A 25038-nucleotide genomic window follows, 5' to 3' on the forward strand; every position below is an offset into this window, starting at 1 on the left:
CCAGCAGCCCGTCGGCCTGCAGGCCGCGGGCGAACTTGTGCGCGGCGGCCATCGGGCCGCCGGTGTGGGAGCTCGACGGGCCGATACCGATCTTGAAGAGGTCGAAGACACTGATCGCCATTGATACAGCCCAACTCTCAAGATATGCCGGGGTCCTGGCTGGACCCCGGCGGAGTGTGTCAGTTGTCGCCGGAGGTGAGCGCGGTGTACTCCTCCGCGCTCAGCAGGTCCTCGGGGTCGCCTTCCAGGCGGACGCGGAACATCCAGCCCTCGCCGTACGGCTCGCTGTTGACCAGGTCGGGCTTGTCGACGACGGCCTGATTGACCTCGACGACCTCGCCGCCGACCGGGGCGTAGATCTCGCTCACCGACTTGGTCGACTCGACCTCGCCGATGGAGTCGCCCGCCTCGACCGTGGTGCCGACCTCGGGAAGCTGCACGAAGACCACGTCACCCAGCGCTTCGGCCGCGTAGGCGGTGATGCCCACGGTCACGGTCAGGCCGTCGTCGAGTCCGGCGACCCACTCGTGCTCCTTGGTGTAGCTCAGGTCGTCAGGGATGGTGCTCACTTGTTCCTCCTGTAGAAAGGCAGCTCCACCAGGTCCACAGCCTCTTGGCTGCCCCGGATGTCAACGGCCAGACCTTCTTCTATCCCAGTGTCCACGTACGCCATCGCGATGGGCTTACCGAGGGTCTGCGACGGGGCGCCGCTGGTCACCTCGCCCACGACGACGCCGTCCTTGGTGACCGGGAACCCGTGACGCGGGACCCGGCGGCCCGTCGCGACCAGGCCGACGAGTCGGCGGCGCGGCGGAACATCCTTGACGGGCTCCAGCGCCGCCCTGCCGACGAAGTCACCCGGCTTGTCGAACTTCACCACGCGGCCGAGGCCGGCGTCGAACGGCGTGAGCGAGGCGTTGAGCTCGTTGCCGTAGAGGGGCATGCCCGCCTCGAGGCGCAGCGTGTCGCGGCTGGACAGGCCCGCGGGCAGCAGGCCGTACGGCTCGCCCGCCTTCGTCAGCGCGTGCCACAGCGGGGCGGCGTCGGCGTTGGCGACGAACAGCTCGAAGCCGTCCTCGCCGGTGTATCCGGTGCGCGCGATCAGCGCCTCGGCGCCCGCGACGGTGCCGGGCAGGCCCGCGTAGTACTTCAGGCCCTCGAGGTCGGCGTCGGTGAGCGTGGCCAGGATCTCCTGGGCCTTCGGGCCCTGGACGGCGATGAGCGCGTACTGGTCGGAGCGGTCCTCGACGGAGGCGCCGAAGCCGGAGGCGCGCTCGGTGAGCCGCGCGGCGACCATCGGGTAGTTGGAGGCGTTGGCGACGACCATGAACTCCTCGTCGCCGAGCCGGTAGACGATGAGGTCGTCGAGCACGCCGCCCTGCTCGTTCACGATCATCGTGTAGCGGGCGCGGCCGACGGCCAGCGCCGAGAGGTGGCCGACCAGCGCGTGGTCGAGCGCCTGACCCGCCTGCGGCCCGGTCACGAAGATCTCACCCATGTGGGACAGGTCGAACAGCCCGGCCCGCTCGCGGACGGCGTTGTGCTCGGCGGACTCGCTGCCGTAGCGCAGCGGCATCAGCCAGCCGGCGAAGTCGGTCAGCGTGGCGCCGAGACTCTCGTGGATGTCTCGCAGCGGCGTCGGTCGGGACATTGTGCGCACCTCAGAATGGGTCGGATGCCAGGATCCTCCCCCTCTGTCATCGGTGCCTGAGAGCTTCGCCCGAATTTTCCCGGACTTTCACCTTCGGCGAGGCCCAACAGGCCTGCTTTCCAGAGGTCACCTGGCCCGCGCGGTCCTTTGCCTTGAGAGGTTCGCGGGGAGGGCTTGCTCCTTCAGGGGTCATGGCCGGCTGCCAGGACGCTCTCCCGCGTGGGTTCATCGGTGTATGGGGGCAAGCCTAGTACGGATTCGACCACCAAGGGAAAGGTGCGGGCGGGGGGACTCGAACCCCCACAGTGTCTCCACCAACAGGACCTAAACCTGCCGCGTATGCCGATTTCGCCACGCCCGCGCGACTCCCGCTCAGAATAGCGCCCAGGGCGGCGGCGGAGATACTCGTTCACGATCAAGCCCGCCCGCGCGGCGGGCCCGACCGTGACGCCTCAGACGAGGCCGAGCTTCTTCTTCAGCGCCGCCACGTGTCCCGTGGCCTTCACGTTGTAGAGGGCCTGCTCGATCTTCCCGTCGGCGTCGATCACGAAGGTCGAGCGGATCACGCCGACGACCTCCTTGCCGTACAGCTTCTTGGCGCCGTACGCGCCGTAGGCCTTGTGCACCTCGAGACCGGGGTCGGACAGCAGAGGGAAGGTCAACGCGTCGCGCTCGACGAACTTGACCAGCTTGTCGGCCTTGTCCTTCGACACGCCGAGCACGACGAAACCCTCGTCGGTGAGCAGGTTCAGATTGTCGCGGAAATCGCACGCCTGCTTGGTGCACCCCGGCGTCATCGCGGCGGGGTAGAAGTACAGGATGACGCGCTTGCCACGGAAGGCGTCGAGGGAGACGGCGCCGCCGTCGGCTGCGGGCAGCGAGAAGTCCGGCGCGGCGTCGCCGGGCTGGAGCTTGGTTTCGGTCACGGGTCCTCCTTAGACGGCCCAACCTACCTCGCGCCCGCTGTGCCGTCCGGCACCGCGACCTGACAGACTGATCACCTGAGAGAGGAGAGCCATGGCCGACACCGACCCCGATGAGCTGGAGCGCCGGATCGCGCGGACGCGTGCGGAGCTCGCCCAGACCGTCGACGCCATCGCCGACCGGGTGAGCCCGAAGCGCGTCGCCCAGCGCGGCGTGGAGGAGGTCAAGTCGAGGGCCGAGCACCTGGTGTCGTCGGTCGGCGACCTCGTGGGCATCACGCCGCGGCCCGTGCGCTTCGGCGACGAGCCCGACGACCTGTGGGAGGACGAGCAGCCCAACCTCGGTCCCGCGCTGATCGCCGTGGGCGCCGTGCTGGTGATCGGCGCCACGCTGGTGATGTGGAGAAGGCGCAGGCGAGGCTGAGTCAGAGGAAGGTCTTGCCCTCGCCCCTGTAGGTCGGGACCTCCTCGACGACCTTGTCGCCCTCCACGAGCAGCAGGCCGGCGAACCGCTCGCACAGCTCGCCCGCCTTCGCGTGGCGGAACCACACCCTGTCTCCCACGCGCAGGTCCTCGGCGGGCTGGCCGAGCAGCGGTGTCTGCACCTCGCCCGCGCCCTCGTCGGCCGAGTAGCGCAACCCGGGGGGTAGGTACGGCTGGGGCAGCCGCGAGGGGCCTGGCGCCCCAGAGGCCAGGTAACCGCCGCCGAGCACGGTGACCACGTCGGGCGCGGGACGGCGGACCACCGGCAGCGCGAACAGCGCGGCGGGGCGCCCGCTGAAGCCTCGGTAGAAGTCGAAGAGCCTGGGGTGGAAGAAGCCCGACCCCGCCGCGCACTCGGTGACCGCCTTCTCCCTGACCGTACGCTCGATGCTGCCGGTGCCGCCGCCGTTGACGAACTCCAGGTCGGCCACCTGCCTGACGGCGTTGACGACGCGGCCGCGCCGCAGGATCAGCTCCCTGGCCGAGCGCGCCTGCATCAGCCTGACCACACGGGCGAAGGCGGCGCTGCCCGGAGGGTCGTCGCCGACGCCTGCGATCTGCGCCTCGTAGGCCATGAGGCCGACCAGCCTGAAGCCAGGACGCTTGGCGATGTCGGCCGCCAGGTCGGCGGCGTGCACGGGTTCGCGCACCGGCGAGCGCAGGGCGCCCGCGCGGAAGCGCCCGCCGAAGGCGAGATAACCGGCGTCGAGGTCGAGGCACAGGCGCAGCGGCGGGCTGTTCGCCGGCACGGCGGCCTCGATGTAGTCGAGATGCTCGGCCGAGTCGACCATGAGGGTGATCTCTCTCGCCGCCCGCTCCGACGCCGCGAGCCTGGCCAGCGCCGCCCTGTCGGCGGTCGGGTAGGCCACCAGCACGTCGGAGAAGCCGTGGGAGACCAGCCACAGCGCCTCCGGCAGGGTGAAGGCCATGACGCCGCGGAAGCCGTCCATGGCGAGGATGCGCTCCAGGATCGGGCGCGACCTGACGGACTTGCTCGCGACCCTGATCGGCTTGCCGCCCGCCCTGCGCACCAGGCTCTCGGCGTTGGCCCGCAGCGCCTCCATGTCGAGGATCGCGAAGGGCGGATCGAGCTCCGCTGTGGCCCTGTCGTAGCGCTGGCGGTCGTCCATACAAGCAGGGTAATACCGATGCTCGCGGGCAAAGATCCCGCAAACCGGCGGCGGGGAGGGCTTTATGGCCGGGCGGGCCCCTGTACCTCTGGTCGGTGTGATGACAACACTCCAGGAGCTCCTGCCTGGCGGAGCCGCCCTGACCGAAGGGGACACGCCTCGCCGCAGGGCGGCGAGAGTGCTCAAGCCCGCGCGCACCCCCGCGGGCGTCGTGGTCTCCGCCGCCCTGGCGGTGCTCTTCTCTCTGACCGCCGCCGAGGTCGTCGCCGCGCTGCTGGGCGGCAGGCTCGGCCTGGTGCCGATCGACAGGGTGGCGGACCTGGCCGCTGCCACCCCATGGTCGCACCCGAACCTGCAGTTGGGGGCCCTGGTCACCGCGGTCGTGGGGCTGGTGCTGCTCGGGCTCGCGGTGCTGCCGGGCAGGGCCAGGCTGCTGGCGCTGGGGACCTCCGATTCGAGGCTGGTCATCGGCATCACCAGGACGGGGCTGCGGCGCACGCTCAAGACCGCGGCCGAGGACGTCGACGGCGTGGAGAGCGTCAGGGTACGGCTGCGCCGCCGCATGATCGAGGTCACGGTCGTCTCCGACGCCGAGCGCACGGGCGCGATGCTGCGCAGGGCGGGCGTCGCCGTCGGCGACAGGCTGAACGGGCTGGGCGCGATCTACGCGGGCGAGGTCGTCGTGCGGCTGCGCAGGAAGGGGCTCTGATGCGGCAGTACGCGGGCAACAGGATCGGCCTGGCCGTGGTGGGTTTCGTCCTGCTGTCCGGGGGCGCCTACGCCTTCCTGCGCGGCTCGGGACGGCTGCCGCAGGCCAAGGACGCCAAGGTGCTGTCCTTCGACGTGGCCGCCTACCTCGCCGCCCACCCGTGGATCTCGTGGGCGGGCGCGCTGGCGCTGGTCATGGCCGCCATGGTCGCCACCAGGTGGCTGCTCATGGCGCTCGGCTGGGGCCGCTTCGGCCACCGGTCCGGCACGGGGACGGCGCTGCTGTGCGTCGGGCTGAAGGACGTGGAGGGCATCAGCCGTACCAAGGTGAGGCTCGTCGGCGCCGACAGGATGCGGATCTCGGTGACCTGCCCGTCCAGCGCGGACGTCGGCGCGGTGGTCGGCAAGCTGGACCGCGAGATCGTCGGCAGGATCAGGCGCGACGTCGGAGATGACGCCATGGGCGCGCTGGTCCGCCTCCACGTCCGCCGCTGAGCGTCTCTCCCGCCGCCCATACCGAGCCGGACGGCCGCCCTGGCAGCATGTGGACGAGGGGAGCTCCACCTGGTCCGGTGGGTCGGCGCGGACAGGGTGGAGGTGCGTCTGCCGGACGAGGAGCCGATCGGGGTCGACCTCGACCCCGCGACAGGCCGCCCCGTGGACGCGTGCCGGTAGGCGCTCAGCCTGTCGAGGTGGGGACGGGCGTCGGGACGCGGGTCTTGCTCGGCCCGGGGAACGGCACCGTCGGTGGATGGGCGGGATAGACGGGATACGGGTACGGGTAGGCGCAGGTTCTGCCGCCCGGGGTGTACCAGCACTCGCCGGGCTGCTGCCAGCCGTACCGCATGGGGCTCTGCCACTGGGCGGGATGGCGGTCGGCGATGCGATGGAGCACGGCGACCGCGCCGCCGCCGAGGATCGCGCCGATCAGCAGTCCGATGAGGCCCGCGCCGATGATCTGCGTGTACTTCTGCCGGACGAAGGCCGCGAAGCCGTCACTGTGAGCAGGAGGCGCGGGCCGAGGCGGTAAGGGGGCGGAAGCAGGTGGTGGGGCGCTCTCGGGGTCTGGGCCGCGCGGTGCTTCCTCTTCACCGCGCGGCCCGTCGGCGCGATCATGATCCGCCATCACGATCTCCCTTTACTCGCCCCTGAGGGCGCTCCCGATGCACAAGAATGCCGGACCCCCCATAAGTACCGTGTAAATGTGGTGTGCGACCAGGGTCGTACACCGACCTCCACCTCCAGGGGGAAGGAGGCACGCGCGGGCCTCCGTAGAGTGATGACGTGTTCGGCAAGATTCGCGCCTGGTCCCAGCGCCACCCCAAGCTCGTGGACTCCCTGTGGCTGGCGCCACTGGTCGGGCTGTGTGTCATGACCGCCATCAGTTACACCGGCCGCGCTCCCATCGGTCTGGGCGGCTACCTGGCCCTGTCGGCGGCGCTGCTGGTGCCGCTGTTCTGGCGGGGCAGCCATCCGCGCGTCGTCTTCGCGATCGTCTCCCTGATCAGCTTCTTCCAGTGGCTGGCCGGCGTCGACGCCTTCCCCGCCAACGCCGCGGTGCTGGTGGCCCTCTACACCGTGGCCACCAGGTGCGTGTTCAGATGGGCGCTGGCCGCCTGCCTGGTGTCAGAGTTCGGGATCTTCCTCGCGCTCGTGCAGTGGGACACCGTCTCCCTCAGCACGTTCTTCGGCTGCACGGTCTTCGTGGTCACGATCTGGCTCACCGGCCTGTACGCCAACACCCGCCATCGCTACCTCGAGGGCCTGGAGGAGCGGGCCGAAAGGGCCGAACGCGAGCGTGACCACCAGGCCAGGATGGCCGCCGCCGCCGAGCGGGCCAGGATCGCCAGGGAGCTGCACGACGTGGTCGCGCACAACGTCAGCGTGATCATCGTCCAGGCCGACGGGGCGGGCTACGCCATCGACAGCGACCCCGAGCAGGCACGCAAGGCCGTACAGGCGATCTCGAGGACCGGCAGGGAGGCGCTGGCGGAGATGCGGCGCATGGTCGGCGTCCTGAGGGAGGACGGCCCGGGCGCCGCCGACTACACCCCGCAGCCGGGGCTCGCGCAACTCGAGGAGCTGGTGCACGGCTCAGGCCTGCCGGTGGACCTGCGGGTCACCGGCGTCCCGCAGGAACTGCCCGAGGGTGAGCAGCTGGCGGTCTACCGGCTCGTGCAGGAGGCTCTGACCAACACGCTCAAGCACGGCGGTCCGGGGGCGCGCGCCCTGGTGGAGATGGAGTACGGCATGCACGAGCTCGTGGTGCGCGTGACCGACGACGGCAGAGGCGCCGCCGCGCCGCGCAGCCCCGACGGCCACGGCCTGCTCGGCATGCGCGAGCGCGTCTCCATGTACGGCGGCGCCGTCCAGGCCGCGCCCAGGCCGGGCGGCGGCTTCGAGGTGCTGGCCAGGCTGCCGGTCGCGGCATGATCAGGGTGATGCTGGTCGACGACCAGGAGCTGCTGAGGGCCGGGTTCAAGATGGTGCTCGCCGCCCAGCCCGACATCGAGGTGGTGGCCGAGGCGGCCGACGGAGCCCAGGCCCTGGAGCGGCTGGAGACGACCGAGGTGGACGTGGTCCTCATGGACGTGCGCATGCCCACCATGGACGGCGTCGAGGCCACCCGCAGGATCGAGGGACCGAAGGTGCTCATCCTGACCACCTTCGACCTCGACGAGTACGCCTACTCCGCGATCAAGGCGGGCGCCTCGGGCTTCCTGCTGAAGGACGTGCCGCCCTCCGACCTGGTGAGCGCGATCCGTTCGGTGCACAACGGCGACGCGGTGATGGCGCCGAGCGCCACGCGCAGGCTCCTCGACAGGTTCGGCTCGCACCTCACCACCGACAAGCTGCCCGACGGCAGCCTGCTGACCGCCCGCGAGCGCGAGGTCATGCTGCTGGTGGGCAGGGGGCTGTCCAACACCGAGATCGCCGAGCGGCTCACCCTGGCGGAGGCGACGGTGAAGACGCACCTGGGCAGGGTGCTGGCCAAGCTGGGGCTGCGCGACAGGGCGCAGGTGGTGGTCTACGTGTACGAGGCGGGGCTGATCGTGCCGTCGGATCGGCCGAAAGGTTGACCGGGGTCATCTGAGGGGTGACAGGAAGTCCGTCCTCAAGGCCCAGGGAAGGCCCGTTCCGCGCCCCTAGCGTGATCTGCGTGACGACGAACATGACATTCACCCAGGCCCCGCCCGCCGTCGTGGCCAGAGACGTGACGAAGACCTACGGCCTCGGTGACGCGCAGGTGCACGCGCTGAGGGGGGTGGACGTCGCGTTCGCCACCGGCGCCTTCACCGCGATCATGGGCCCCTCCGGCTCGGGCAAGTCGACGCTGATGCACTGCCTCGCGGGGCTGGACACGGTGACCTCAGGCACCGTCTCCATCGGCGACGTCGAGCTGACGGGGCTGGGCGACAAGCAGCTCACGCACCTGCGCAGAGACCGGATCGGCTTCATCTTCCAGGCCTTCAACCTGCTGCCCACGCTGACCGCCGAGCAGAACATCAGGCTGCCGCTGGAGATCGCCGGACGGCAGGCCGACCAGCTCCTGTTCGACCGCGTGATCCAGACCGTGGGGCTGCGCGACCGCCTCGGCCACAAGCCGACAGAGCTGTCGGGCGGCCAGCAGCAGCGCGTGGCCGTCGCCAGGGCGCTGATCAGCAAGCCACAGGTGATCTTCGCTGACGAGCCGACGGGCAACCTCGACTCGCGCAGCGGCGCCGAGGTGCTGTCCTTCCTGCGCACGAGCGTGCGGGAGCTGGGCCAGACCATCGTGATGGTCACCCACGACCCCCTCGCCGCCTCCTACGCCGACAGGGTCGTCTTCCTGCGCGACGGCGAGCTGGTCACCGAGATCTCCGAGCCCACCCCGCAGACGGTCCTCGACACCCTGATGAAGCTGGAGGCCTGAGTCCGTTGATCAGGACGACTCTCGCCGGACTGAAGGCGCACAAGCTGCGTCTCCTGCTCACCTCCGTGGCGATCACGCTGGGCGTGGGCTTCATCGCGGGCACGTTCGTGCTCACCGACACCATCCAGGCCGGTTTCCTGCAGAAGGTCACGGCGGACGCCGGCAGGGTGGCGGTGGCCGTCCTGCCGTCCCAAGGCGGGCAGCTGCCGGAGCAGGTGCTGGAGAAGGTACGCGGGATCGACGGCGTGACCGGCGCTCAGGGCCTGGTGCGTGGCAGCGCGCCGCTGCTAGGCGCCGACGGCAAGGCGGTCGGCGACCTTCCGACCTCCGCGATCTCCGTCAGCGACCGCACGACCATCACCGAAGGCGTGGCCCCCTCGGGCGGCGACGAGGCGATCGTGGACACCAACACCGCGAGGGCGCAGAACCTCAAGGTCGGCGACACCGTCGCGGTGCTCGACCAGAAGGGCGCCAAGCACGACTTCAGGCTCGTCGGCCTGTTCGACGTCGGCCTCGACCAGGAGCTCGGCTACACCGGGGCGGTCGGCTTCACCACCGCGACGGCGCAGCTCATGACGGGCGAGAAGGGCTACCGCGAGATCGACGTGACGGGCGCCGACCCCGACGCGCTCAAGCGGGCCATCGCCGCCGCCGTCGGCGGCGGCCACGAGCTCAAGACCGGCAAGGAGCTGGCCGCGGCCCTGTCGAAGAGCAACGGCGTCGAGCTGGAGTTCATCACGCTGGGCCTGCTGATCTTCGGCCTGATCGCGATGATGGTCGCCGCGCTGGTCATCTACAACACCTTCAACATCCTGGTGGCCCAGCGGACCAAGGAGATGGCGCTGCTGCGCTGCATCGGCGCGACCCGGGGCCAGGTGTTCGGCTCGATCCTGCTGGAGTCGGTGGTCGTCGGCCTGCTCTCCTCCGTGCTCGGCCTGGCCACGGGCTACGGGCTGGGTGCAGGGGCCATGGCTCTGCTCAGGGCGTTCGACGCGCCGCTGCCCACCGGCCTGGCCGCCACGCTGGCGCCCAGGACGATCGCCATCGGCCTGGTGGTCGGTCTCGTGGTCACCGTGGGCGCGGCGCTGCTGCCGGCCCGCTCGGCCACCGCCGTCGCGCCGATCGCGGCGCTGCGCGCCCAGGTGGAGGAGCAGACCTTCCGCGCGGGACTGGTCCGCGTGGTGCTCGCCGGGCTGCTGCTCCTGGCGGGGATCGGCGCCACCACCATGGCCGTGATGATGGAGCCCGGCAGCCAGGCGCCGCTGTTCATCGCGATGGCCGGCTGCTCGCTCGTCTTCCTCGCCGTGCTGGTCCTCGGCCCTGTGCTGGTCAAGCCGCTCAGCGCGCTGGTGGGCTGGATCCCCGGCAGGTTGTTCGGGGTGCCCGGCAGGCTGGCCGTGGACAACTCGGGCCGCAATCCGAGGCGGGCGGCGACCACCACGATCGCGTTGACCATCGGCGTGACGCTGATGACGCTCATCTCGGTGATCACGGCCTCGACGCGGGTGTCGATGGCCGCCAAGCTCGACTCCCAGTTCCCCGCCGACTACCTGATCACCGCGCAGGCGAGGGACGCCTCGATCCCCCGCTCGATCGGCGAGGGGCTGAGGGGCAGGCCCGAGCTCGACTCGGTCATCCAGCTGCGTGAGACGAGCGCCATGCTCGGCAGGAACGAGACCATGGTCGGCACCTTTGCCGGACCGGCCGCCATCAAGAGCCTCGGCCCCGGCGAGGTGGCGATCTCGGCGTCCCTGGCCAAGGAGTGGGGCCTGCGCAAGGGCTCCCCCGTCGAGCTCAAGACGAAGAGGGCGGGCACTGTCACGCTGAAGGTCAGCCAGCTGCTCGACAGCGAGAGCCTCCTGCCCGCGGTGACCGTGACCGCCCGCTCCTACGACGATTACTTCGGCAGGACGCCGGACTCGACGGTCTACGTCAAGATCAAGGACGGCGTCGATCCCGACCGGACCAGGAAGATGGTGGAGGCGGCCACCGCGGCCCACCCGACCGTGCAGGTGATCAGCTCCACCGACGTCCGCGGACAGTACGACGACGCGCTGGACATGACCCTCATGATCGTCACCGGCCTGCTGGGACTGGCGATCCTCATCTCGCTGCTGGGCATCGCCAACACGCTCTCGCTGTCGGTCCACGAACGCACCCGCGAGTCGGCCCTGCTGCGGGCGCTCGGGCTGACCAGGGCGCAGCTGCGCAGGATGCTCTCGGTGGAGGCGCTGGTGCTCGGCCTGATCGGCGCGCTGGTCGGGGTCACACTCGGCATCGCCTTCGGCTGGGCGGCCGTCAGAACGATGATGGACGGCGCGACCTTGGTGGTGCCCCTCGCGCAGGTCGCCCTGTTCGTCGCGCTGTCGGGCCTGGCAGGGGTCGTGGCGGCCGTGCTGCCGGCGAGAAAGGCCGCCAGGGCCTCGATCGTGGGCTCGCTGGCCGCGGGCTGAGCGACGGGCGGTGGCCCTGGCTGTCAGCGGGGGCGGCGGCCAGGCCACTGCTCGGCCACGGTCTCGGGGTTGAGCAGCGGTCTGATCACCACCTCGCCCGTGCTGCCGTCGATGACCACGCAGCCGCCGCCGACCGTCTCGGGAAGGGCGGCGGGGTCCTCCGGCTCGGGCGTCCTGGCCCACACCACGTAGCCGTCGCCGAAGGCGTACAGGCCCAGCTCAACCGGCTCCCTTGTGGCGCCGTTGAAGTACTCCTCCGCGACCGCGCGCGCCTGGTCCAGGTTCACCCCTGCTCCCCCCGCCTGTCGACGACCGCGCAGAACACCCCTGCCACCCGCTCGTAGGGCGGCTCCACCGCCATGTGCCCGCGCTGGCCGTCGATCCAGATGACCTCGCCCTCGGAGTTGACGGCGTTCCACGCGTGCGAGCCGCCGCCGGGCCAGCGGACCACGATGAGCGCGGCCGCCCCGTGTCCCGCCTCCGCCAGGCGTCGCGCGATCAGCGGGTAGGCGTGGCGGCCCTGGCCGACGTGCTCGAGCCGGCGGCCGATCCACCGCTCCATCCTGGCCGTTCCGCCGCTCTCCCCCGTGAGCAGCGGCCTGCCCACCGCGTCGTACTCGGGCTGCCGAGGCGCGGCCACCACCGGCTCCCCGTGCCAGGTGGAGAGCACCGCGAGCGCGCAGTCGGCCGCGTTGCTCGCCCTGAACGGGTCCGCGGCGGGCCCCATCCCGTTGACCAGCCTCACCCACGTGCCCCGCGGGTCGGCGAAGCGCGCGCCCTCGGGCACCGCGCGCGTCAGGTCCGCCTCAGACTGCGGGTCGGGGCGGGCCAGCCCGCCCTTCACGTCGTACGGCCTGCACTCGGTCAGCCTGGGCGGCCGGTGCGGAAGGTCGAACCAGTCGTGATCGCCCGGAACGGCCCTCTGCGCCGAGTCGGCGGCCCGTTCGTAGTCGCGCCATCGCACCCCGTCGGCGATCAGCGGGTCGTACCTGCCCTCGGGAAGGCTCTCGCGAAACATCTCGCCGCCTCCTTCGTGTTCGACGACCGATCGTAGGCGGCCGATCGCGCTCAGTCAGGAGCTTCGGAGATTTCCAAGGTGAAAGCAGGTCCCTCAGGCCACCCGTACGCTGACGGAGTGCCAGCCGGTCGCGCCGTCGGGCTCGATGGGGGCCTGCTGCCCCGTCTGGGTACGGCCAGCGGCGTCGGTCGCCCTCACCTCGATGGTGTGCTCGCCCGCCGGGGCGTCCCAGTCGAGCGCCCACTGCCGCCAGGTGTCGGGCCCCGGCACCTGCGCCAGCCTCGCCCGTTGCCAGGCGCCGCCGTCGATGCGCACCTCCACGGCCTCGATCCCGGTGTGCTGGGCCCACGCCACCCCCGCCACCGTCGTCCGGCCCGCCTGGACGGTCTGTCCCTGCTTGGGCAGGTCGATCCGCGACTGCGTCTTGATCGGCCCCTTCTCCGCCCAGCCTCTCGGCGTCCAGTAGGCCTTGTCGGTGTCGAACCTCGTCACCTTGATGTCCACGACCCACTTGGTGGCCGACACGTATCCGTACAGACCTGGCACGACCTGCCTGACGGGGAAGCCGTGCTCCACCGGCAGCGCCTCGCCGTTCATCGCGAAGGCGAACAGCGCGTCGCGGCCGTCCATCACCACGTCCACCGGGGTGCCGCAGGTGAAGCCGTCCGCCGACGTCGACAGCAGCATGTCGGCGTCGGCGCGCAGCCCCGCCTGCCTCAGGACGTCGGCCATCCGCACGCCGAGCCAGCGCGCGTTGCCCACGTACGGCCCGCCGACCTCGTTCGACACGCAGGTCAGCGTGATGTCGGCCTCGGTGAGCGGCCTCCTGAGCAGGTCGTCGAAGGTCAGCTCGACGGGCCTGTCCACCAGCCCGTGGATGCGCAGCGTCCAGTCCTTCGGGTCGACCTGCGGGACGACGATGGCGGTGTCGACGCGGTAGAAGTCCTTGTTGGGCGTGACGAAGGGCGACAGGCCGTCGAGGCGCAGGTCCGCTCCCCTGGGCAGCGGCGCGGCCGGAGTCGCCGGCCTGGGCAGGGCGATCTCCGCGCGCGCGGTGTCGCCCACCCTGCGCCCGGACAGCACCTGCCCCGCCAGCCCCGACGCGCCCGCCGCCGCGAGCCCGCCCGCCACGCCGACCATCAGTCGGCGCCGGTCGAAGGCGTACAGCTGCGCCCCTGCCCGCATGACGGCGGGCCGTTCGGCCTCCGCAGGCCCTTCGGGGTCTGGACGTGCCGGGGATCCTTCGCCGGCAAGGACTTCGGTCCGCGCCTGCTCGACCGGCGTGACCGCGCGGCCGAGCAGCAGCGTCAGCGCCCATGATCCGGCCAGCGCTCCCACCACCGTGGACAGGCCGTCGAGGGCGCCCGCGTCGGGCCTGGTGAGCACCGCCAGCAGCCCCACGACGGCGAACAGGGCCAAGCCCGCCTGCCCGAGGCGGACGCTCCGCCTGGACAGCACGCCGATCACCGCCGCCACCGCCGTCAGGACCACCGACACCCCGCTCACCAGAACGGTCTTGTCGCTCTCGCCGAAGGTCCTGATCGCCCAGTCCTTCAGCGGCGCGGGCGAGAGGTCCACCGCCGCGTCCGCCACGGCCACGACGGGGAAGGAGTCAGGCGCCAGCACCGCCGCGACCACGTAGGCGACGCCGAGCGCCACCGCCCCCGCGACCACACCGGCCAGCGCGCCCGCCCATGCGGGAACCACCTTGTTGCTGTCCACACCCCGACGCTACGCCGAGGGAGCGGAGGGAGATCTTACGGCCCTGTTACGAGGAGCCCCTCGGTCAGCTCAGCAGCGAGACGACGATGGGGGCCAGGGCGCGGAAGGCGCGGCCCCTGTGACTGATGGCGTCCTTCTCCTCGGCCGACATCTCCGCCGTCGTGCGCGACTCGCCGTCGGGCACGAAGATCGGGTCGTAGCCGAAGCCGTTGACGCCGCGGCGCTGCCTCAGCAGCCTGCCCTGGAGCACCCCCTCGACCACCCGCTCCTCGCCCGAGGGCAGCGCCAGCGCCGCCGAGCAGGTGAAGTGGGCGGTCCTGCGCTCGTCGGGGACGTCGGAGACCTGCGCGAGCAGCAGATCGAGGTTGGCGTCGTCGTCGCCGTGCCTGCCCGACCACCGCGCGGAGAAGACGCCCGGCATGCCGTTGAGCGCGTCGACGCACAGCCCCGAGTCGTCGGCCACCGCGGGCAGGCCCGACCCCTGGGCGACGGCGTGCGCCTTGAGCAGGGCGTTGTCGGCGAACGTCAGCCCGGTCTCGGCCACCTCGCCGATCTCGGGGAACTCCTCGAGACCGATCACGTCGAACCCGCCGAGGATGCGGCGCAGCTCGACGATCTTGCCCGCGTTGCGGGTCGCCAGCACGATCCTCATCGGCCCAGCGCCTCCTGCTGGTGGAGGGTGAGCTCCTCGCACCCGGCCACCGCCAGGTCGAGCAGCTGGTCGAGCGCCCGCCTGTCGAAGGGGGCGCCCTCGGCGGTGCCCTGCACCTCGACGAAGGTGCCCGACCCCGTCATCACGACGTTCATGTCGGTCTCGGCCGCGACGTCCTCGACGTAGCAGAGGTCGAGCATCGGCGTGGACTTGACCACGCCGACCGACACCGCGGCCACGGAGTCGACGAGCGGGTCGCCCGGGCACATCTTGCGCTCGCGCATCCACGCGACGGCGTCGGCCAGCGCGACGTAGGCGCCGGTGATCGCCGCGGTGCGGGTGCCGCCGTCGGCCTGCAGGACGTCGCAGTCGAGGACGATCGAGTTCTCGCCGAGCGCCTTGTAGTCGACGCAGGCGCGCAGCGAGCGGCCGATCAACCTGGAGATCTCGTGAGTGCGGCCGCCGATCCTGCCCTTGACCGACTCGCGGTCGTTGCGGGTGTTGGTCGCCCTCGGCAGCATGGCGTACTCGGCCGTCACCCAGCCCTGGCCGCTGCCCCTGCGCCAGCGCGGAACGCTGTCCTGGACAGAGGCCGCGCAGAGCACGCGGGTGCCGCCGAACTCGACCAGCACCGAGCCCTCGGCGTGGCCGAGCCACCCCCTGGTGATTTTCACGGGGCGGAGCTGGTCAGGTGTGCGTCCATCCTGTCGAGACATGCAGATCACCCTATCCCCGTGCAGGAACGGTCATGCCAGGGAGTACTCGGCGCCGCCGGCGGCCAGCTCGATCGGCCCGTCGAAGCCGCCGCCCGCGGCCTCCTCCAGCACCCTCGTGCTGTCGTTCCACGGCACCAGATGAGTCAGCACGAGCCTGCCGACCTCCGCCTTCGCCGCGTGAGCCGCGGCCTGCCGTCCCGTCAGGTGCAGGTCGGGGGTCAGGTCGGGGGCCTCGAGGAAGGAGGCCTCGCACAGCAGCAGGTCGGCGCCCTCGGCCAGCCTCACCAGTTCGTCGCACTCACCGGTGTCGCCCGAGTAGGCGAGCGTCACGCCGCCGTGCGTGACACGGAAGCCGTAGGCCTCCACGGGATGGTTCACCAGCCCCGCGGTGATCTCGAAGGGGCCGACGGAGAACCGGCCGGGCGACAGGGCGGAGAAGGCGAAGGCGGTCTCGAGGCCGGGCTCCTCCGGCATGCCGTAGGCCGCGGCCAGCCTGCGCGGGGCGTCCGCGGGCGCGTGCACGGGAACGCGCGGGTACGGCGCGGCGGGGCCGTACGTACGGGCCACGTGGTAGCCGCAGATGTCGAGACAGTGGTCGGCGTGCAGATGCGACAGGCAGATGGCGTCGACGTCGTACAGGCCGATGTGGCGTTGGAGGGCGCCGAGGGAGCCGCTGCCGAAGTCGAGCAGCATCCTGAACCCCTCGGCCTCGACCAGGTAGCAGGAGGCGGGGCTGTCGGGCCCCGGGAAGCTGCCTGAGCATCCGACGATCGTGACCTTCATGAGGACCTCCCGTTCGAGGTGGTGCTACCCCCAACAGCGGCCTGCTCGACGGCGTCGATCTCGGGTCCGAGAAAACGCCTGCCCAGCTGGGCGAAGAGCGCGGAGTCGCCGGTCGCGCGGAAACGGTGCAGGGGGGAGGTGGCACCGTTGACGAGACCGCGGTCGTGCAGGATCCGGTAGACGTCCTTGGCCGTCTCCTCCGCGCTGGAGACGAGCGTGACGCCGTCGCCGGCGACGTAGGAGATCGCGCCGGTGAGCAGCGGGTAGTGGGTGCAGCCCAGGATGAGGGTGTCGCATCCCGCCTCCTGGATGGGGGCGAGATACTCCCGCACCGCCTCGATGAGCTGCTCGCTCATCGTCTCGCCGCGCTCGACGTACTCCACCAGGCGGGGTGCGGCCACGCCTGTGAGGCTCACGTCGGGGGCGGCGGCGAAGGCGTCGTGGTAGGCCATCGACTCGATCGTGGCGCGGGTGGCGATGACGCCGACCCTGCCGTTGCGCGTCGCCTTGACCGCGCGTCTGGTCGCCGGCTGGATCACCTCGACCACCGGCACGTCGTAGCGCTCCCGCGCGTCGCGCAGGACCGCCGCGCTCGCGCTGTTGCAGGCGATGACCAGCATCTTGACGTCGTGCTCCACGAGGTGGTCCATCACCTCCAGCGCGTACTTGCGGACCTCGGCGATCCGCTTCGGCCCGTATGGCTGGCGGGCCGTGTCGGCCACGTAGGTGATGGACTCGTGGGGCAGCTGATCAATGATCGCTCTGGCGACCGTCAGGCCGCCGACCCCGCTGTCGAAGATTCCAATGCTCGCGTCCGGCACGCTTCAGAGGGTAGGCGACCTGCGAGATCGCAACAGCGTAAGAATCCTCACACGGCGTTTTCAGCCCCTCCCGACGCGGGCGAGCTGCCGCGACTGCGCCACCAGCCGTCCCGCCGAGTCCCAGACCTCGACCTCCTCGTCGAACCAGCCGTCGGCGATGAGCCTGCCGCCACCCAGCAGCGTGAGCCATCCGGGCGCGGGCAGCGCCCTCAGGTGCCAGGTCAGGTCGACGGTCGGAGCCCATCCGCGCAGCCCCGCCGAGAACACCACGGGCGGCAGGGCGTCGACCGCCAGCGCCAGCACGTAGGGGTCGGGGTCCTGGGGCTCGGCCATCCTGAAGTAGGCGCGCGCCTCGGGCCGCCCCGTCGGAGCGCCGTTGAGCCAGCCGATCGTGGGCGGGTCGAAACGCATCTCCATCTGCGCGTTCAGTGTCATGCCCGACTCGGGTCTGGGGTCGGGGAGCCTGACGCACTCGTCCACGGCCGGCATCGCCACACCGGGCTCCTCCGCGTAGAGCGGCTCCACCGCGGTCAGCGTGGCGGTCGTGACCAGCGCCTCGAGCTGTGCCACGTCGTCCTGCACCAGTCTCGCCCTGGTGAACGCCGCCGTCCTGCCCGCCTTCACCTGTTCCACCACGACCTTGGCGGGGCCAGGCCTGGGCGAGCGCAGGAACTGCGTGGTCGTGCTCACCGGATGCTCGTGCGGGGAGGCGTCGACCACGGCCCGCAGGATCACCGCCATCAGGTAGCCGCCGTTGAGCGGCCCGCCGATGGAGTAGCCGGGATCGAGGCACACGTCGTAGGTGCTCTCGTCGATCCTGATCGCCTGCGTCGCCTCGTCGAACTTCGTCATACCTGCTCCCGAACTAAGTTCTAGTGGCTCCATACTCTACGACATCTCGCCATCAGCGCGCCTACCTGCGGAAACACCCCCTGGGTGGAACAGTTGGATCATGAGTTTGACAGCCCTCATGGGGCAGTCGGTGTGGGACGTGCACGGCGTCTGGGTCGGCCACGTCGTCGACGTCCGCGTGATCAGGACCAAATCCGAGTCCATGCAGAGCCACACCGTCATAGGCCTCGTGGTGTCGGCGATACGCGCTCCCCTCCTGCTCGGGATCACGCGCGACAGGCAGGGCAGGTGGGGCTGGCTCTCGGAGTTGCTGGCCAGGGTGGTCTACGCGGGATGCACGTTCGTCCCGTGGGAGAGCGTGGACTCCAGCGACACGGGCGAGGTGCATCTGACGGCCATGCGCAAGGAGCTGACACGCGTCTAGCTGGATCACAAAACGGGCGTTTCAGTGCTTTGCAACCAGCGCTCTAGTCACATGCACTAACTTCTCAGTGGTCAATAAGTCCACTTTGTGAGTTGAGTGATGTCGGCGAATCTCCCCCCTGGCGGCCAGGACCCTGAGCGGACCACGGCCTACCGTTGGAATCAGGACCAGCCCCCGGCGCAGGGCGGTCAGCCGTACCAGCAGCCGTACCCACCCCAGCAACCCCCGTACGGGCAGCCCCAGCAGCCCCAGGGCCAGCAGCCCTACAACCAGCAGCAGCAGCCGTACCAGCAGCCGCAGCAGCCGCAGCAGCCACAGCAGCCGCAGTACGGGCAGCAGCAGGGCTACGGCCAGCAGCAGCCTGCCTATGGACAGCCACAGCAGCCCGCCTACGGGCAGCAGCCCCAGTACGGCCAGCAGCAGCCGCAGTACGGGCAGCAGCAGAACCAGCAGCAGCAGTCGTTCTCCTACGGTGAGCAGACCGTGCAGGAGCCCGCGCCCTGGCAGCAGGGCTCCGAGGGCTGGGGCCCGCCGCAGCAGCCGCCCGCCAAGAAGAGCGGCAGGGGCTGGCTGATCGCCGGCATCGCCGCGCTCCTGGTGGTGCTCGTCGGCGGCGGCGGCGTCTGGGCCGCGGGCGCGTTCCTCGGCGGCGGCGGCACGCAGCCCCACGAGGTGCTGCCCGCCGGCGCGATGGCCTACGTGCGGCTTGACCTCGACCCCGCGGCCAACCAGAAGCTCGCGCTGTTCGCTCTGGCCAAGAAGTTCACCGTCACCAAGGACAGGTTCACCGGCGACGACCCGCGCAAGGCGCTGTTCGACGCGGTCAAGGCCGACAGCGAGGACCTGGCGAAGGTCGACTTCGCCAAGGACGTCGACCCGTGGCTGGGCAGCAGGATCGGCATGGCCGTCCTCGCCCCCGCCGCCGCGGGTAAGGAGCCCGGCTTCGCCGTGGCCGTCCAGGTGAAGGACGAGGCGCAGGCCAAGGCCGGCATCGCCAAGCTGATGGGCGAGGAGAAGTACGGCCTCGCCTTCCGCGACGACTACGCGATCATCTCCGCCGACCAGGCGAACGCCGACAAGCACGCCACCGGCCCCACCCTGTCCGAGAGCGCCGACTTCACCGGCGACCTCGACGCGCTGGGCGAGCCCGGCGTGCTGTCGATGTGGATGAACGCCGGCAAGGTCGCCGAGCTCGGTGGCGAGGCCCTGCCCGCGGAGAACAAGGCGATGCTGAAGAACGCCAGGTTCGCCGCGGCGCTCCGCTTCGACTCCGCCTACGCCGAGTTCGCCGGCATCGTCCGCGGCGCCGAGGCCATGGCCGTCGGCGACCCGCAGGCCGCCGACATCTCGACGCTTCCCCCTTCCACGGTGGGCGCGCTGTCGATCTCCGGTATGGACGAGGCGATCACCAAGCAGTGGAGCCAGCTGCAGAAGAGCATGGCGGCCGCCCCCGACGGCGCCTCCTTCCAGCAGTTCGTGGACATGGCCCAGCAGAAGTACGGCCTGACCCTGCCCGCCGACCTGGCGACGCTGCTCGGCAAGAACCTCACCGTCGCGCTCGACGGCGACGGCCTGGCGACCATGGGTCAGAGCGGTCAGCTGCCCAAGGTCGGCGTCCGCATCGTCACCGACCCCGCCAAGGCGCAGGAGGTCATCGGCAAGATCGAGAAGGCCTTCACCGACGCGGGCCAGCCCGCTCCGCAGATCGCCAAGGTCCCCGGCGACGGCACGCTGACGCTGGCGACCACGCCTGAGTACGCCAAGCAGCTGTCGGAGGGGGGCACGCTCGGCGACAGCGAGGCCTTCAAGACGGCCATCCCCGACGCCGCAAGCTCCACCTTCGCGCTCTTCGTCGACGTGGACAAGCTGGAGCCGCTCTACCTGAACAGCCTCTCCGGCGACGACCAGGCCAACGCCAAGGTCTTCAGCGCCGTGGGACTCAGCGGCAAGCAGAGCGGCAGCGAGGCCAGCTTCTCGCTCCGCGTCCTGTTCAACTAGCCCGACCCGAAGGGGTCGCCGCCACGGATGGCGGCGACCCCTTCGTCATGTCCGCAGACCCGCTCGTCACGTTCGCAGGGTCGGTCGTCAGGCTCTCAGGCCCAGAGTTGGCCCTCGAGGCGGTCCTCCGCCTCGTCGAGTGTGCCCTCGTAGGCGCCGGTCGACAGGTACTTCCATCCGCCGTCGGCCACCACGAACGCGATGTCGGCCCGCACGCCCGCCTTCACCGCCTTGGCCGCCATGCCCAGCGCCGCGTGGAGCGCCGCGCCGGTGGAGACGCCCGCGAAGATGCCCTCGGCCGCCAGCAGCTCCCTGGTACGGCGCAGCGCGTCGCCCGAGCCGACCGAGAAGCGCGTCGTCAGCACCGACTCGTCGTACAGCTCGGGGATGAAGCCCTCGTCCACGTTGCGCAGCCCGTACACCAGCTCCCCGTAGCGCGGCTCGGCGGCGACGATCTGCACGTCGGGACGGTGCTCACGCAGGTAGCGGCCCACGCCCATGAGCGTGCCCGTGGTGCCGAGGCCCGCGACGAAGTGGGTGACGGTCGGCAGGTCCTGGAGGATCTCGGGGCCCGTGCTCTCGTAGTGGGAGCGCCAGTTGGCCGGGTTGCCGTACTGGTAGAGCATCACCCACGACGGGTTCTCCGCCGCGAGCTGCTTGGCCACCCTGACCGCCTCGTTCGACCCGCCTGCGGCGGGCGAGGAGATGATCTCCGAGCCCCACATGCGCAGCAGCTGGCGGCGCTCGTCGGAGGTGTTCTCGGGCATGACGCAGATCAGCTTGTAGCCCTTCAGCCTGGCCGACATGGCCAGCGAGATGCCGGTGTTGCCGCTGGTGGGCTCAAGGATGGTGCAGCCCGGGGTGAGCAGGCCGTCCTTCTCCGCCTGCTCGATCATCCACAGCGCGGGGCGGTCCTTGATCGACCCTGTGGGGTTACGGTCCTCGAGCTTGGCCCAGATCCGCACGTCGTCGGAGGGCGAGAGCCTGGGCAGTCCCACGAGCGGGGTGCGACCGACGGAGTCGATCAGAGAGTCAAAACGCATGATGTACGGCTTCCGCTTCGGCGTTCACAGGGATCTGGATGAAACGGGCCGCCGAACCTCGGCGCCCCTCGAAACCGCTCGTCTCCGGCGGCCAGGACCACCCCCAGGACCTCTGCCCCGGAGACCACGACCAACCCCGCCCTCTCGGCCCGGGACCTCGCGGCGGCCCCGGAACCCAGGATCCGGGGCCTCGGACCCAGCGGGGCGCCGGTCCCGGGGAGCTCGTAGCCACAGAGCCCGCGGTCCCCAGGCGCCGCATCCCTGAAGCCTGCGACCCTTGAAGACCTACGATCCCTGGAGACCTGCCGCCCCGAAGATCCACGGCTCGGAGAACCACAGCTCGGAGAACCACGCCCCGAAGATCCACGGCTGGGAGATCCGCAGGTCCGAAGACCCTGCGGATCCGAGGCCTCAGCGGCCTCAGCGGCCCGGTGCGGGTGCGGGTGCGAAGACCCTGCCGGTCCCCAGGCGTCATGCTCCCAGCCCTCCCTGACCCAAGGAGCCGCTGTCCCGAAGACCAGCGCCCCCGGAGACCTCCGGCCCGGCAGTCGGTCACCCGGCGGGCGGACGTGGGTGCTAGCGGGAGCCGCCCGCGACCGCGGGGAGCACGGTCACGGTGTCGCCGTCGGCGACGGGCGTGCCGAGCCCGCCCAGGAAGCGGACGTCCTCGTCGTTGAGATAGACGTTCACGAAGCGCCGCAGCGCCCCCTGGTCGACCAGACGGTCCTTGATGCCCGGGTGCTGGGCCTCCAGGTTGCTGATCAGCTCGTCGAGCGTGGCGCCCTCGGCGTCGACGGCTTTCGCGCCGTCGGTGTAGGTGCGCAGGATGGTCGGGATGCGAACCTCGATGGCCATCGCGGGTCAGTCTCCTCATTCATGTCGTCGTCCACCGGGGCAAACACCGGTGAGGGAAAAGGGATTCCGTGGAACTGCCGGTCAGCGACAGTCGTAGACGACGACAGACGGAGTGTGCGCGAAGAGGAAGCTCTGCACAGGCCGGACCGTCATGGACAGCAGTTTACCCATGGCGCGAGCGGCATGGACTCGCCGTCTCACGTGATGGTCACCTCCTCCTCGGTGATCACCCCGTCGACGATGCGGTAGGACCGGAGCTCGGCCTTCTCGCCCAGCTCCTCCCTGGTGGAGACGAGCACGTAGTGGGCGTCCGGCTCGGAGGCGTAGCTCACGTCGGTGCGCGAGGGGTAGGCCTCGGTGGCGGTGTGCGAGTGGTAGATCACGACGGGCTCCTCGTCGCGGTCGTCCATCTCGCGCCACACCCGCAGCTGCTCCATGGAGTCGAAGCGGTAGAAGGTGGGCGAGCGCTCGGCGTTCTCCATCGGGACGAACCGCTCGGGAACGCCACCACGCCCGGCGATCACCCCGCAAGCCTCGTCGGGGTGGTCGGCGCGGGCATGCGCAATGATCTTGTCGACAAGATCCTGCGAGATCGTCAGCATGGAGCAGAGAGTACCTGGGCCGCCAGAACCGCCTCGACGCCCGGTGCCGTGCCGCACGACGACCGAGCCGGACCGCCACCCTCCCAGGTGACACGAGCCGCCCCCGGCCTCACCAGAGGGCGCGGACCAAGGTGTCCTGGAGGTAGGTCAGCCAGTCGTAGGTCACGAACGCCGGGTACCGGGGGTCGTCCTCGGACATCGTCGCGATCTCCTCGTGCACCTCCTCGGTCACCTCCAGCCGCGTGCCGAGCGCCAGCCGTACGTCGTTGAGCGAGCGCAGCCACGCCTGGGCCTGCTCGGCCGTGAGCTCCGTGCGCCCCGGATGGGCGGTGTCGAGCATCGTCTGGGCGTCGGCCCGCTTGCCGTCGCGCAGTGTCGCCTCGGTGTAGCGGCGGAACTCCCCCGCCTCGGTCTCGTCGGCGTAGGCGGAGGGGAAGAGCCTGGCCAGCACGGGATCGGTGGGCTGCTGCGCGGAGCCGATGCCGAGCGCCCGCTCCAGCGGGTCGTCACCGGTTTCGCCCGGCGCCACCAGGCCGAGCACCTGAGTCACCAGCGAGCGCAGGATCGAGACCTCCGCGGCCTCGAACTGCGCGATGACCCCACCGCCGTGACGGGACTTGAAGCCCGAACTCACCTGCACCACCTCACGAGAGCGAGTCCGACTGGAGCGTCGCCCAGAGGCCGTAGGAGTGAAGAATCTGCACATCGCGTTCCATCTCTTCGCGCGTGCCGCTCGACACGACGGCCTTGCCCTTGTGGTGGACGTCCATCATGAGCTTCTCGGCCTTCTCCTTGGAGTAGCCGAACACGGTCTGGAACACATAAGTCACATACGACATCAGGTTGACCGGGTCATTCCAGACGATCGTGACCCATGGCAGATCGGGCCGGACGTCCGATGAAGGACGCTCGACGGCGATTGGAGCGGTGCTACCCACATCCTCGAGTCTGCCCTATCTGGGCCGTAGTCTCGAACTCGTGAGAATGACCATGAGCACTGCGTTGCTCACAGATCACTATGAGCTGACGATGTTGCAGGCCGCCCTCCGCAGCGGCGCGGCCCACCGGCGGGCGGTCTTCGAGGTGTTCGCGCGCCATTTGCCTGGAGGACGGCGGTATGGGGTGGTCGCCGGCACCGGCAGAGTGCTGGACGAACTGCGGCACTTCCGCTTCGGTGAGGAAGAACTCGCCTTCCTCCGCGAGCACAGTGTCGTCGACGAGCCGACTCTGGCGTTTCTGGCCGATTACCGATTTTCCGGGAGCTTGTACGGCTACCGCGAAGGCGACCTCTACTTCCCCGCCTCGCCGATCATGGTCGTGGAGGGCACGTTCGCCGAGGCCGTCCTCCTCGAGACCATGATCCTTTCCATCCTCAACCACGACTGCGCGATCGCCTCGGCCGCCTCCCGCATGACCAACGCCGCCGCAGGCAGGCCGCTCATCGAGATGGGCTCACGCCGTACGCACGAGAGGGCCGCGGTGGCCGCCGCCCGCGCCGCCTACATCGCCGGCTTCTCCTTCACCTCCAACCTGATGGCAGGGCGCGAGTTCGGCGTCCCCACGGCAGGTACGGCGGCGCACGCCTTCACGCTGCTGCACGACAGCGAGCGCGAAGCCTTCCAGGCGCAGATCGCCTCGCTCGGCGAGAGCACCACGCTGCTGGTCGACACCTACGACGTGCCCGACGCCGTACGCACGGCGGTGGAGCTGGCTGGACCGAAGCTCGGCGCGGTCAGGATCGACTCGGGCGACCTGGCAGCCGCCGCCCAGGAGGTGCGCGAGCAGCTCGACGCGCTCGGCGCGTTCAACACCCGCATCCTGGTCACCTCCGACCTGGACGAGTACGCCATCGCGGCGCTGGCCGCCGCCCCCGTCGACGGTTACGGCGTCGGCACCTCCCTCGTCACGGGCTCCGGCGTGCCGACTGCCGCGCTCGTCTACAAGCTGGTGGCCAGGGAGACGGCCTCGGGCACGCTCGAGCCGGTGGCGAAGCGCTCGGTGGGCAAGCCGTCGCGCGGCGGCCGCAAGGAGGCCTTCCGCCTGCTGGACGAGCAGGGCAGGTTCGAGACCGAGGTGGTCACGACCTCGGGCGTCGCACCGGAGGGCGGGCTCCCTCTCCTGCACGAGCTGGTCGTGGACGGCGAGATCGTCGGATCCGAGCCGCTGACCTCCGCCCGCGACAGGCACCGCGAGACCGTCGCCCTGCTCCCCCAGGACGCGCTCCACCTCGGCAGGGGCTACGCGGCCATCCCCACCGAGTTCGCCTGACCCGCTCGCCCCGCCCCTCTCCC

29 protein-coding genes, 1 tRNA gene and 2 riboswitches are annotated in these 25038 nt (G+C 70.6%); of the genes, 10 read left to right on the top strand and 20 right to left on the bottom strand.

The genetic code is table 11. The annotated features are described in order from the left end of the window. The 5 genes from ABFX50_RS35385 to bcp all read right to left on the bottom strand — a co-directional run. A partial coding sequence (locus ABFX50_RS35385; protein ID WP_346152838.1) for a serine dehydratase beta chain occupies positions 1-121 on the bottom strand: 121 nt, incomplete at its 3' end. A gap of 58 nt (positions 122-179) precedes the next feature. Further along, positions 180-569: a glycine cleavage system protein GcvH gene (gcvH, locus tag ABFX50_RS35390; protein ID WP_183648903.1), complete on the bottom strand. Its 390-nt coding sequence runs from the start codon at positions 567-569 to the stop codon at positions 180-182. Continuing rightward, the gene (gcvT, locus tag ABFX50_RS35395; protein WP_183648905.1) at positions 566-1651 is read right to left on the bottom strand and encodes a glycine cleavage system aminomethyltransferase GcvT; all 1086 of its coding nucleotides are present in this window, start codon (positions 1649-1651) and stop codon (positions 566-568) included. The genes gcvH and gcvT overlap by 4 nt, the downstream gene beginning before the upstream one ends. 33 nt (positions 1652-1684) lie before the next feature. Beyond that, positions 1685-1781: riboswitch (glycine riboswitch) on the bottom strand. Next, positions 1782-1879, bottom strand: a riboswitch (glycine riboswitch). A 49-nt stretch (positions 1880-1928) separates the two neighbouring features. Then, positions 1929-2012 (bottom strand) — tRNA-Leu (locus ABFX50_RS35400). A 91-nt stretch (positions 2013-2103) separates the two neighbouring features. Beyond that, positions 2104-2577 carry a thioredoxin-dependent thiol peroxidase gene (bcp, locus tag ABFX50_RS35405; protein WP_183648907.1) on the bottom strand — a complete coding sequence of 158 codons (474 nt, stop codon included), beginning with the start codon at positions 2575-2577 and terminating at the stop codon, positions 2104-2106. 91 nt (positions 2578-2668) lie between these two features. Here bcp and ABFX50_RS35410 point away from each other — a divergent pair, with 91 nt between their 5' ends. After that, on the top strand, positions 2669-2998 hold the full coding sequence (locus ABFX50_RS35410; protein ID WP_346152682.1) for a DUF3618 domain-containing protein: 330 nt from the start codon (positions 2669-2671) through the stop codon (positions 2996-2998). A gap of 1 nt (position 2999) precedes the next feature. Here ABFX50_RS35410 and ABFX50_RS35415 read toward each other — a convergent pair whose 3' ends face one another. Beyond that, complete coding sequence (locus tag ABFX50_RS35415) at positions 3000-4187, bottom strand: amino acid deaminase/aldolase (protein WP_346152683.1); 1188 nt, start codon at positions 4185-4187, stop codon at positions 3000-3002. Between the two features lie 100 nt (positions 4188-4287). Between ABFX50_RS35415 and ABFX50_RS35420 the strand changes: the two genes are divergently transcribed. Both ABFX50_RS35420 and ABFX50_RS35425 read left to right on the top strand, forming a co-directional pair. Continuing rightward, positions 4288-4896, top strand: coding sequence for a DUF6286 domain-containing protein (locus ABFX50_RS35420; protein ID WP_346152685.1), 609 nt, complete (start codon positions 4288-4290; stop codon positions 4894-4896). Next, the gene (locus ABFX50_RS35425; protein ID WP_346152687.1) at positions 4896-5390 is read left to right on the top strand and encodes a hypothetical protein; all 495 of its coding nucleotides are present in this window, start codon (positions 4896-4898) and stop codon (positions 5388-5390) included. The genes ABFX50_RS35420 and ABFX50_RS35425 overlap by 1 nt, the downstream gene beginning before the upstream one ends. A gap of 184 nt (positions 5391-5574) precedes the next feature. Here the strand turns inward: ABFX50_RS35425 and ABFX50_RS35430 are convergent, their stop codons facing one another. Beyond that, the gene (locus ABFX50_RS35430; protein WP_346152689.1) at positions 5575-6021 is read right to left on the bottom strand and encodes a hypothetical protein; all 447 of its coding nucleotides are present in this window, start codon (positions 6019-6021) and stop codon (positions 5575-5577) included. Between the two features lie 158 nt (positions 6022-6179). On the opposite strand from ABFX50_RS35430, the gene ABFX50_RS35435 reads away from it, so the two are divergent. The 4 genes from ABFX50_RS35435 (at position 6180) to ABFX50_RS35450 (ending at position 11261) form a co-directional block, all read left to right on the top strand. After that, positions 6180-7328, top strand: coding sequence for a sensor histidine kinase (locus ABFX50_RS35435; protein ID WP_312895596.1), 1149 nt, complete (start codon positions 6180-6182; stop codon positions 7326-7328). After that, positions 7325-7975, top strand: a complete 651-nt coding sequence (locus tag ABFX50_RS35440; protein WP_183648926.1) for a response regulator transcription factor — start codon at positions 7325-7327, stop codon at positions 7973-7975. The genes ABFX50_RS35435 and ABFX50_RS35440 overlap by 4 nt, the downstream gene beginning before the upstream one ends. Positions 7976-8067: 92 nt before the next feature. Beyond that, positions 8068-8808, top strand: coding sequence for an ABC transporter ATP-binding protein (locus ABFX50_RS35445; RefSeq protein ID WP_346131264.1), 741 nt, complete (start codon positions 8068-8070; stop codon positions 8806-8808). 5 nt (positions 8809-8813) lie between these two features. Beyond that, on the top strand, positions 8814-11261 hold the full coding sequence (locus ABFX50_RS35450; protein ID WP_346152691.1) for an ABC transporter permease: 2448 nt from the start codon (positions 8814-8816) through the stop codon (positions 11259-11261). A 23-nt stretch (positions 11262-11284) separates the two neighbouring features. Here ABFX50_RS35450 and ABFX50_RS35455 read toward each other — a convergent pair whose 3' ends face one another. The 8 genes from ABFX50_RS35455 to ABFX50_RS35490 all read right to left on the bottom strand — a co-directional run bounded on the left by ABFX50_RS35455 (position 11285) and on the right by ABFX50_RS35490 (position 17825). Continuing rightward, positions 11285-11548, bottom strand: a complete 264-nt coding sequence (locus tag ABFX50_RS35455) for a hypothetical protein (protein WP_346152693.1) — start codon at positions 11546-11548, stop codon at positions 11285-11287. Beyond that, a complete protein-coding gene (locus ABFX50_RS35460) occupies positions 11545-12279 on the bottom strand; it encodes a toxin glutamine deamidase domain-containing protein (protein WP_346152695.1) in 735 nt (244 codons plus the stop codon). The genes ABFX50_RS35455 and ABFX50_RS35460 overlap by 4 nt, the downstream gene beginning before the upstream one ends. A gap of 93 nt (positions 12280-12372) precedes the next feature. Then, positions 12373-14001 (bottom strand): molybdopterin-dependent oxidoreductase, encoded by a 1629-nt coding sequence (locus ABFX50_RS35465; protein WP_346152697.1) that lies wholly within the window; start codon positions 13999-14001, stop codon positions 12373-12375. A gap of 64 nt (positions 14002-14065) precedes the next feature. Then, positions 14066-14653 carry an RdgB/HAM1 family non-canonical purine NTP pyrophosphatase gene (gene rdgB, locus ABFX50_RS35470; protein WP_183648941.1) on the bottom strand — a complete coding sequence of 196 codons (588 nt, stop codon included), beginning with the start codon at positions 14651-14653 and terminating at the stop codon, positions 14066-14068. Beyond that, on the bottom strand, positions 14650-15369 hold the full coding sequence (rph, locus tag ABFX50_RS35475) for a ribonuclease PH (protein ID WP_183648944.1): 720 nt from the start codon (positions 15367-15369) through the stop codon (positions 14650-14652). Before rph ends, rdgB begins: the two co-directional genes overlap by 4 nt. 30 nt (positions 15370-15399) lie before the next feature. Continuing rightward, positions 15400-16152 (bottom strand): MBL fold metallo-hydrolase, encoded by a 753-nt coding sequence (locus tag ABFX50_RS35480; RefSeq protein WP_346152699.1) that lies wholly within the window; start codon positions 16150-16152, stop codon positions 15400-15402. Beyond that, positions 16149-16973, bottom strand: coding sequence for a glutamate racemase (murI, locus tag ABFX50_RS35485; protein WP_346125671.1), 825 nt, complete (start codon positions 16971-16973; stop codon positions 16149-16151). The genes ABFX50_RS35480 and murI overlap by 4 nt, the downstream gene beginning before the upstream one ends. A 60-nt stretch (positions 16974-17033) precedes the next feature. Next, positions 17034-17825 (bottom strand): thioesterase family protein, encoded by a 792-nt coding sequence (locus ABFX50_RS35490; protein WP_346152701.1) that lies wholly within the window; start codon positions 17823-17825, stop codon positions 17034-17036. A 100-nt stretch (positions 17826-17925) separates the two neighbouring features. Here ABFX50_RS35490 and ABFX50_RS35495 point away from each other — a divergent pair, with 100 nt between their 5' ends. Next, positions 17926-18249, top strand: coding sequence for a hypothetical protein (locus ABFX50_RS35495; RefSeq protein WP_346152703.1), 324 nt, complete (start codon positions 17926-17928; stop codon positions 18247-18249). Positions 18250-18348: 99 nt separating this feature from the next. Continuing rightward, positions 18349-20247, top strand: coding sequence for a DUF3352 domain-containing protein (locus ABFX50_RS35500; RefSeq protein ID WP_346152705.1), 1899 nt, complete (start codon positions 18349-18351; stop codon positions 20245-20247). Positions 20248-20342: 95 nt separating this feature from the next. On the opposite strand, the gene ABFX50_RS35505 is transcribed toward ABFX50_RS35500, so the two are convergent. The 5 genes from ABFX50_RS35505 to clpS form a co-directional block, all read right to left on the bottom strand. Further along, positions 20343-21290 (bottom strand): PLP-dependent cysteine synthase family protein, encoded by a 948-nt coding sequence (locus tag ABFX50_RS35505; RefSeq protein WP_183648960.1) that lies wholly within the window; start codon positions 21288-21290, stop codon positions 20343-20345. A 576-nt stretch (positions 21291-21866) separates the two neighbouring features. Then, positions 21867-22145 carry a MoaD/ThiS family protein gene (locus ABFX50_RS35510; RefSeq protein WP_192780346.1) on the bottom strand — a complete coding sequence of 93 codons (279 nt, stop codon included), beginning with the start codon at positions 22143-22145 and terminating at the stop codon, positions 21867-21869. A 197-nt stretch (positions 22146-22342) separates the two neighbouring features. Beyond that, complete coding sequence (locus ABFX50_RS35515) at positions 22343-22747, bottom strand: M67 family metallopeptidase (RefSeq protein WP_346152708.1); 405 nt, start codon at positions 22745-22747, stop codon at positions 22343-22345. A gap of 109 nt (positions 22748-22856) precedes the next feature. Continuing rightward, the gene (locus ABFX50_RS35520; protein WP_183648965.1) at positions 22857-23381 is read right to left on the bottom strand and encodes a DUF2017 domain-containing protein; all 525 of its coding nucleotides are present in this window, start codon (positions 23379-23381) and stop codon (positions 22857-22859) included. Between the two features lie 10 nt (positions 23382-23391). Continuing rightward, entirely contained in the window at positions 23392-23685 is a 294-nt protein-coding gene (clpS, locus tag ABFX50_RS35525; RefSeq protein WP_183648967.1) for an ATP-dependent Clp protease adapter ClpS, read from the bottom strand. A gap of 46 nt (positions 23686-23731) precedes the next feature. Here clpS and ABFX50_RS35530 point away from each other — a divergent pair, with 46 nt between their 5' ends. Beyond that, a complete protein-coding gene (locus ABFX50_RS35530) occupies positions 23732-25015 on the top strand; it encodes a nicotinate phosphoribosyltransferase (RefSeq protein WP_346152840.1) in 1284 nt (427 codons plus the stop codon). Positions 25016-25038: the final 23 nt, after the last annotated feature.

This window comes from Nonomuraea recticatena (genome assembly GCF_039533245.1).
GTDB classification, from domain to species: Bacteria; Actinomycetota; Actinomycetes; order Streptosporangiales; family Streptosporangiaceae; genus Nonomuraea; species Nonomuraea roseola.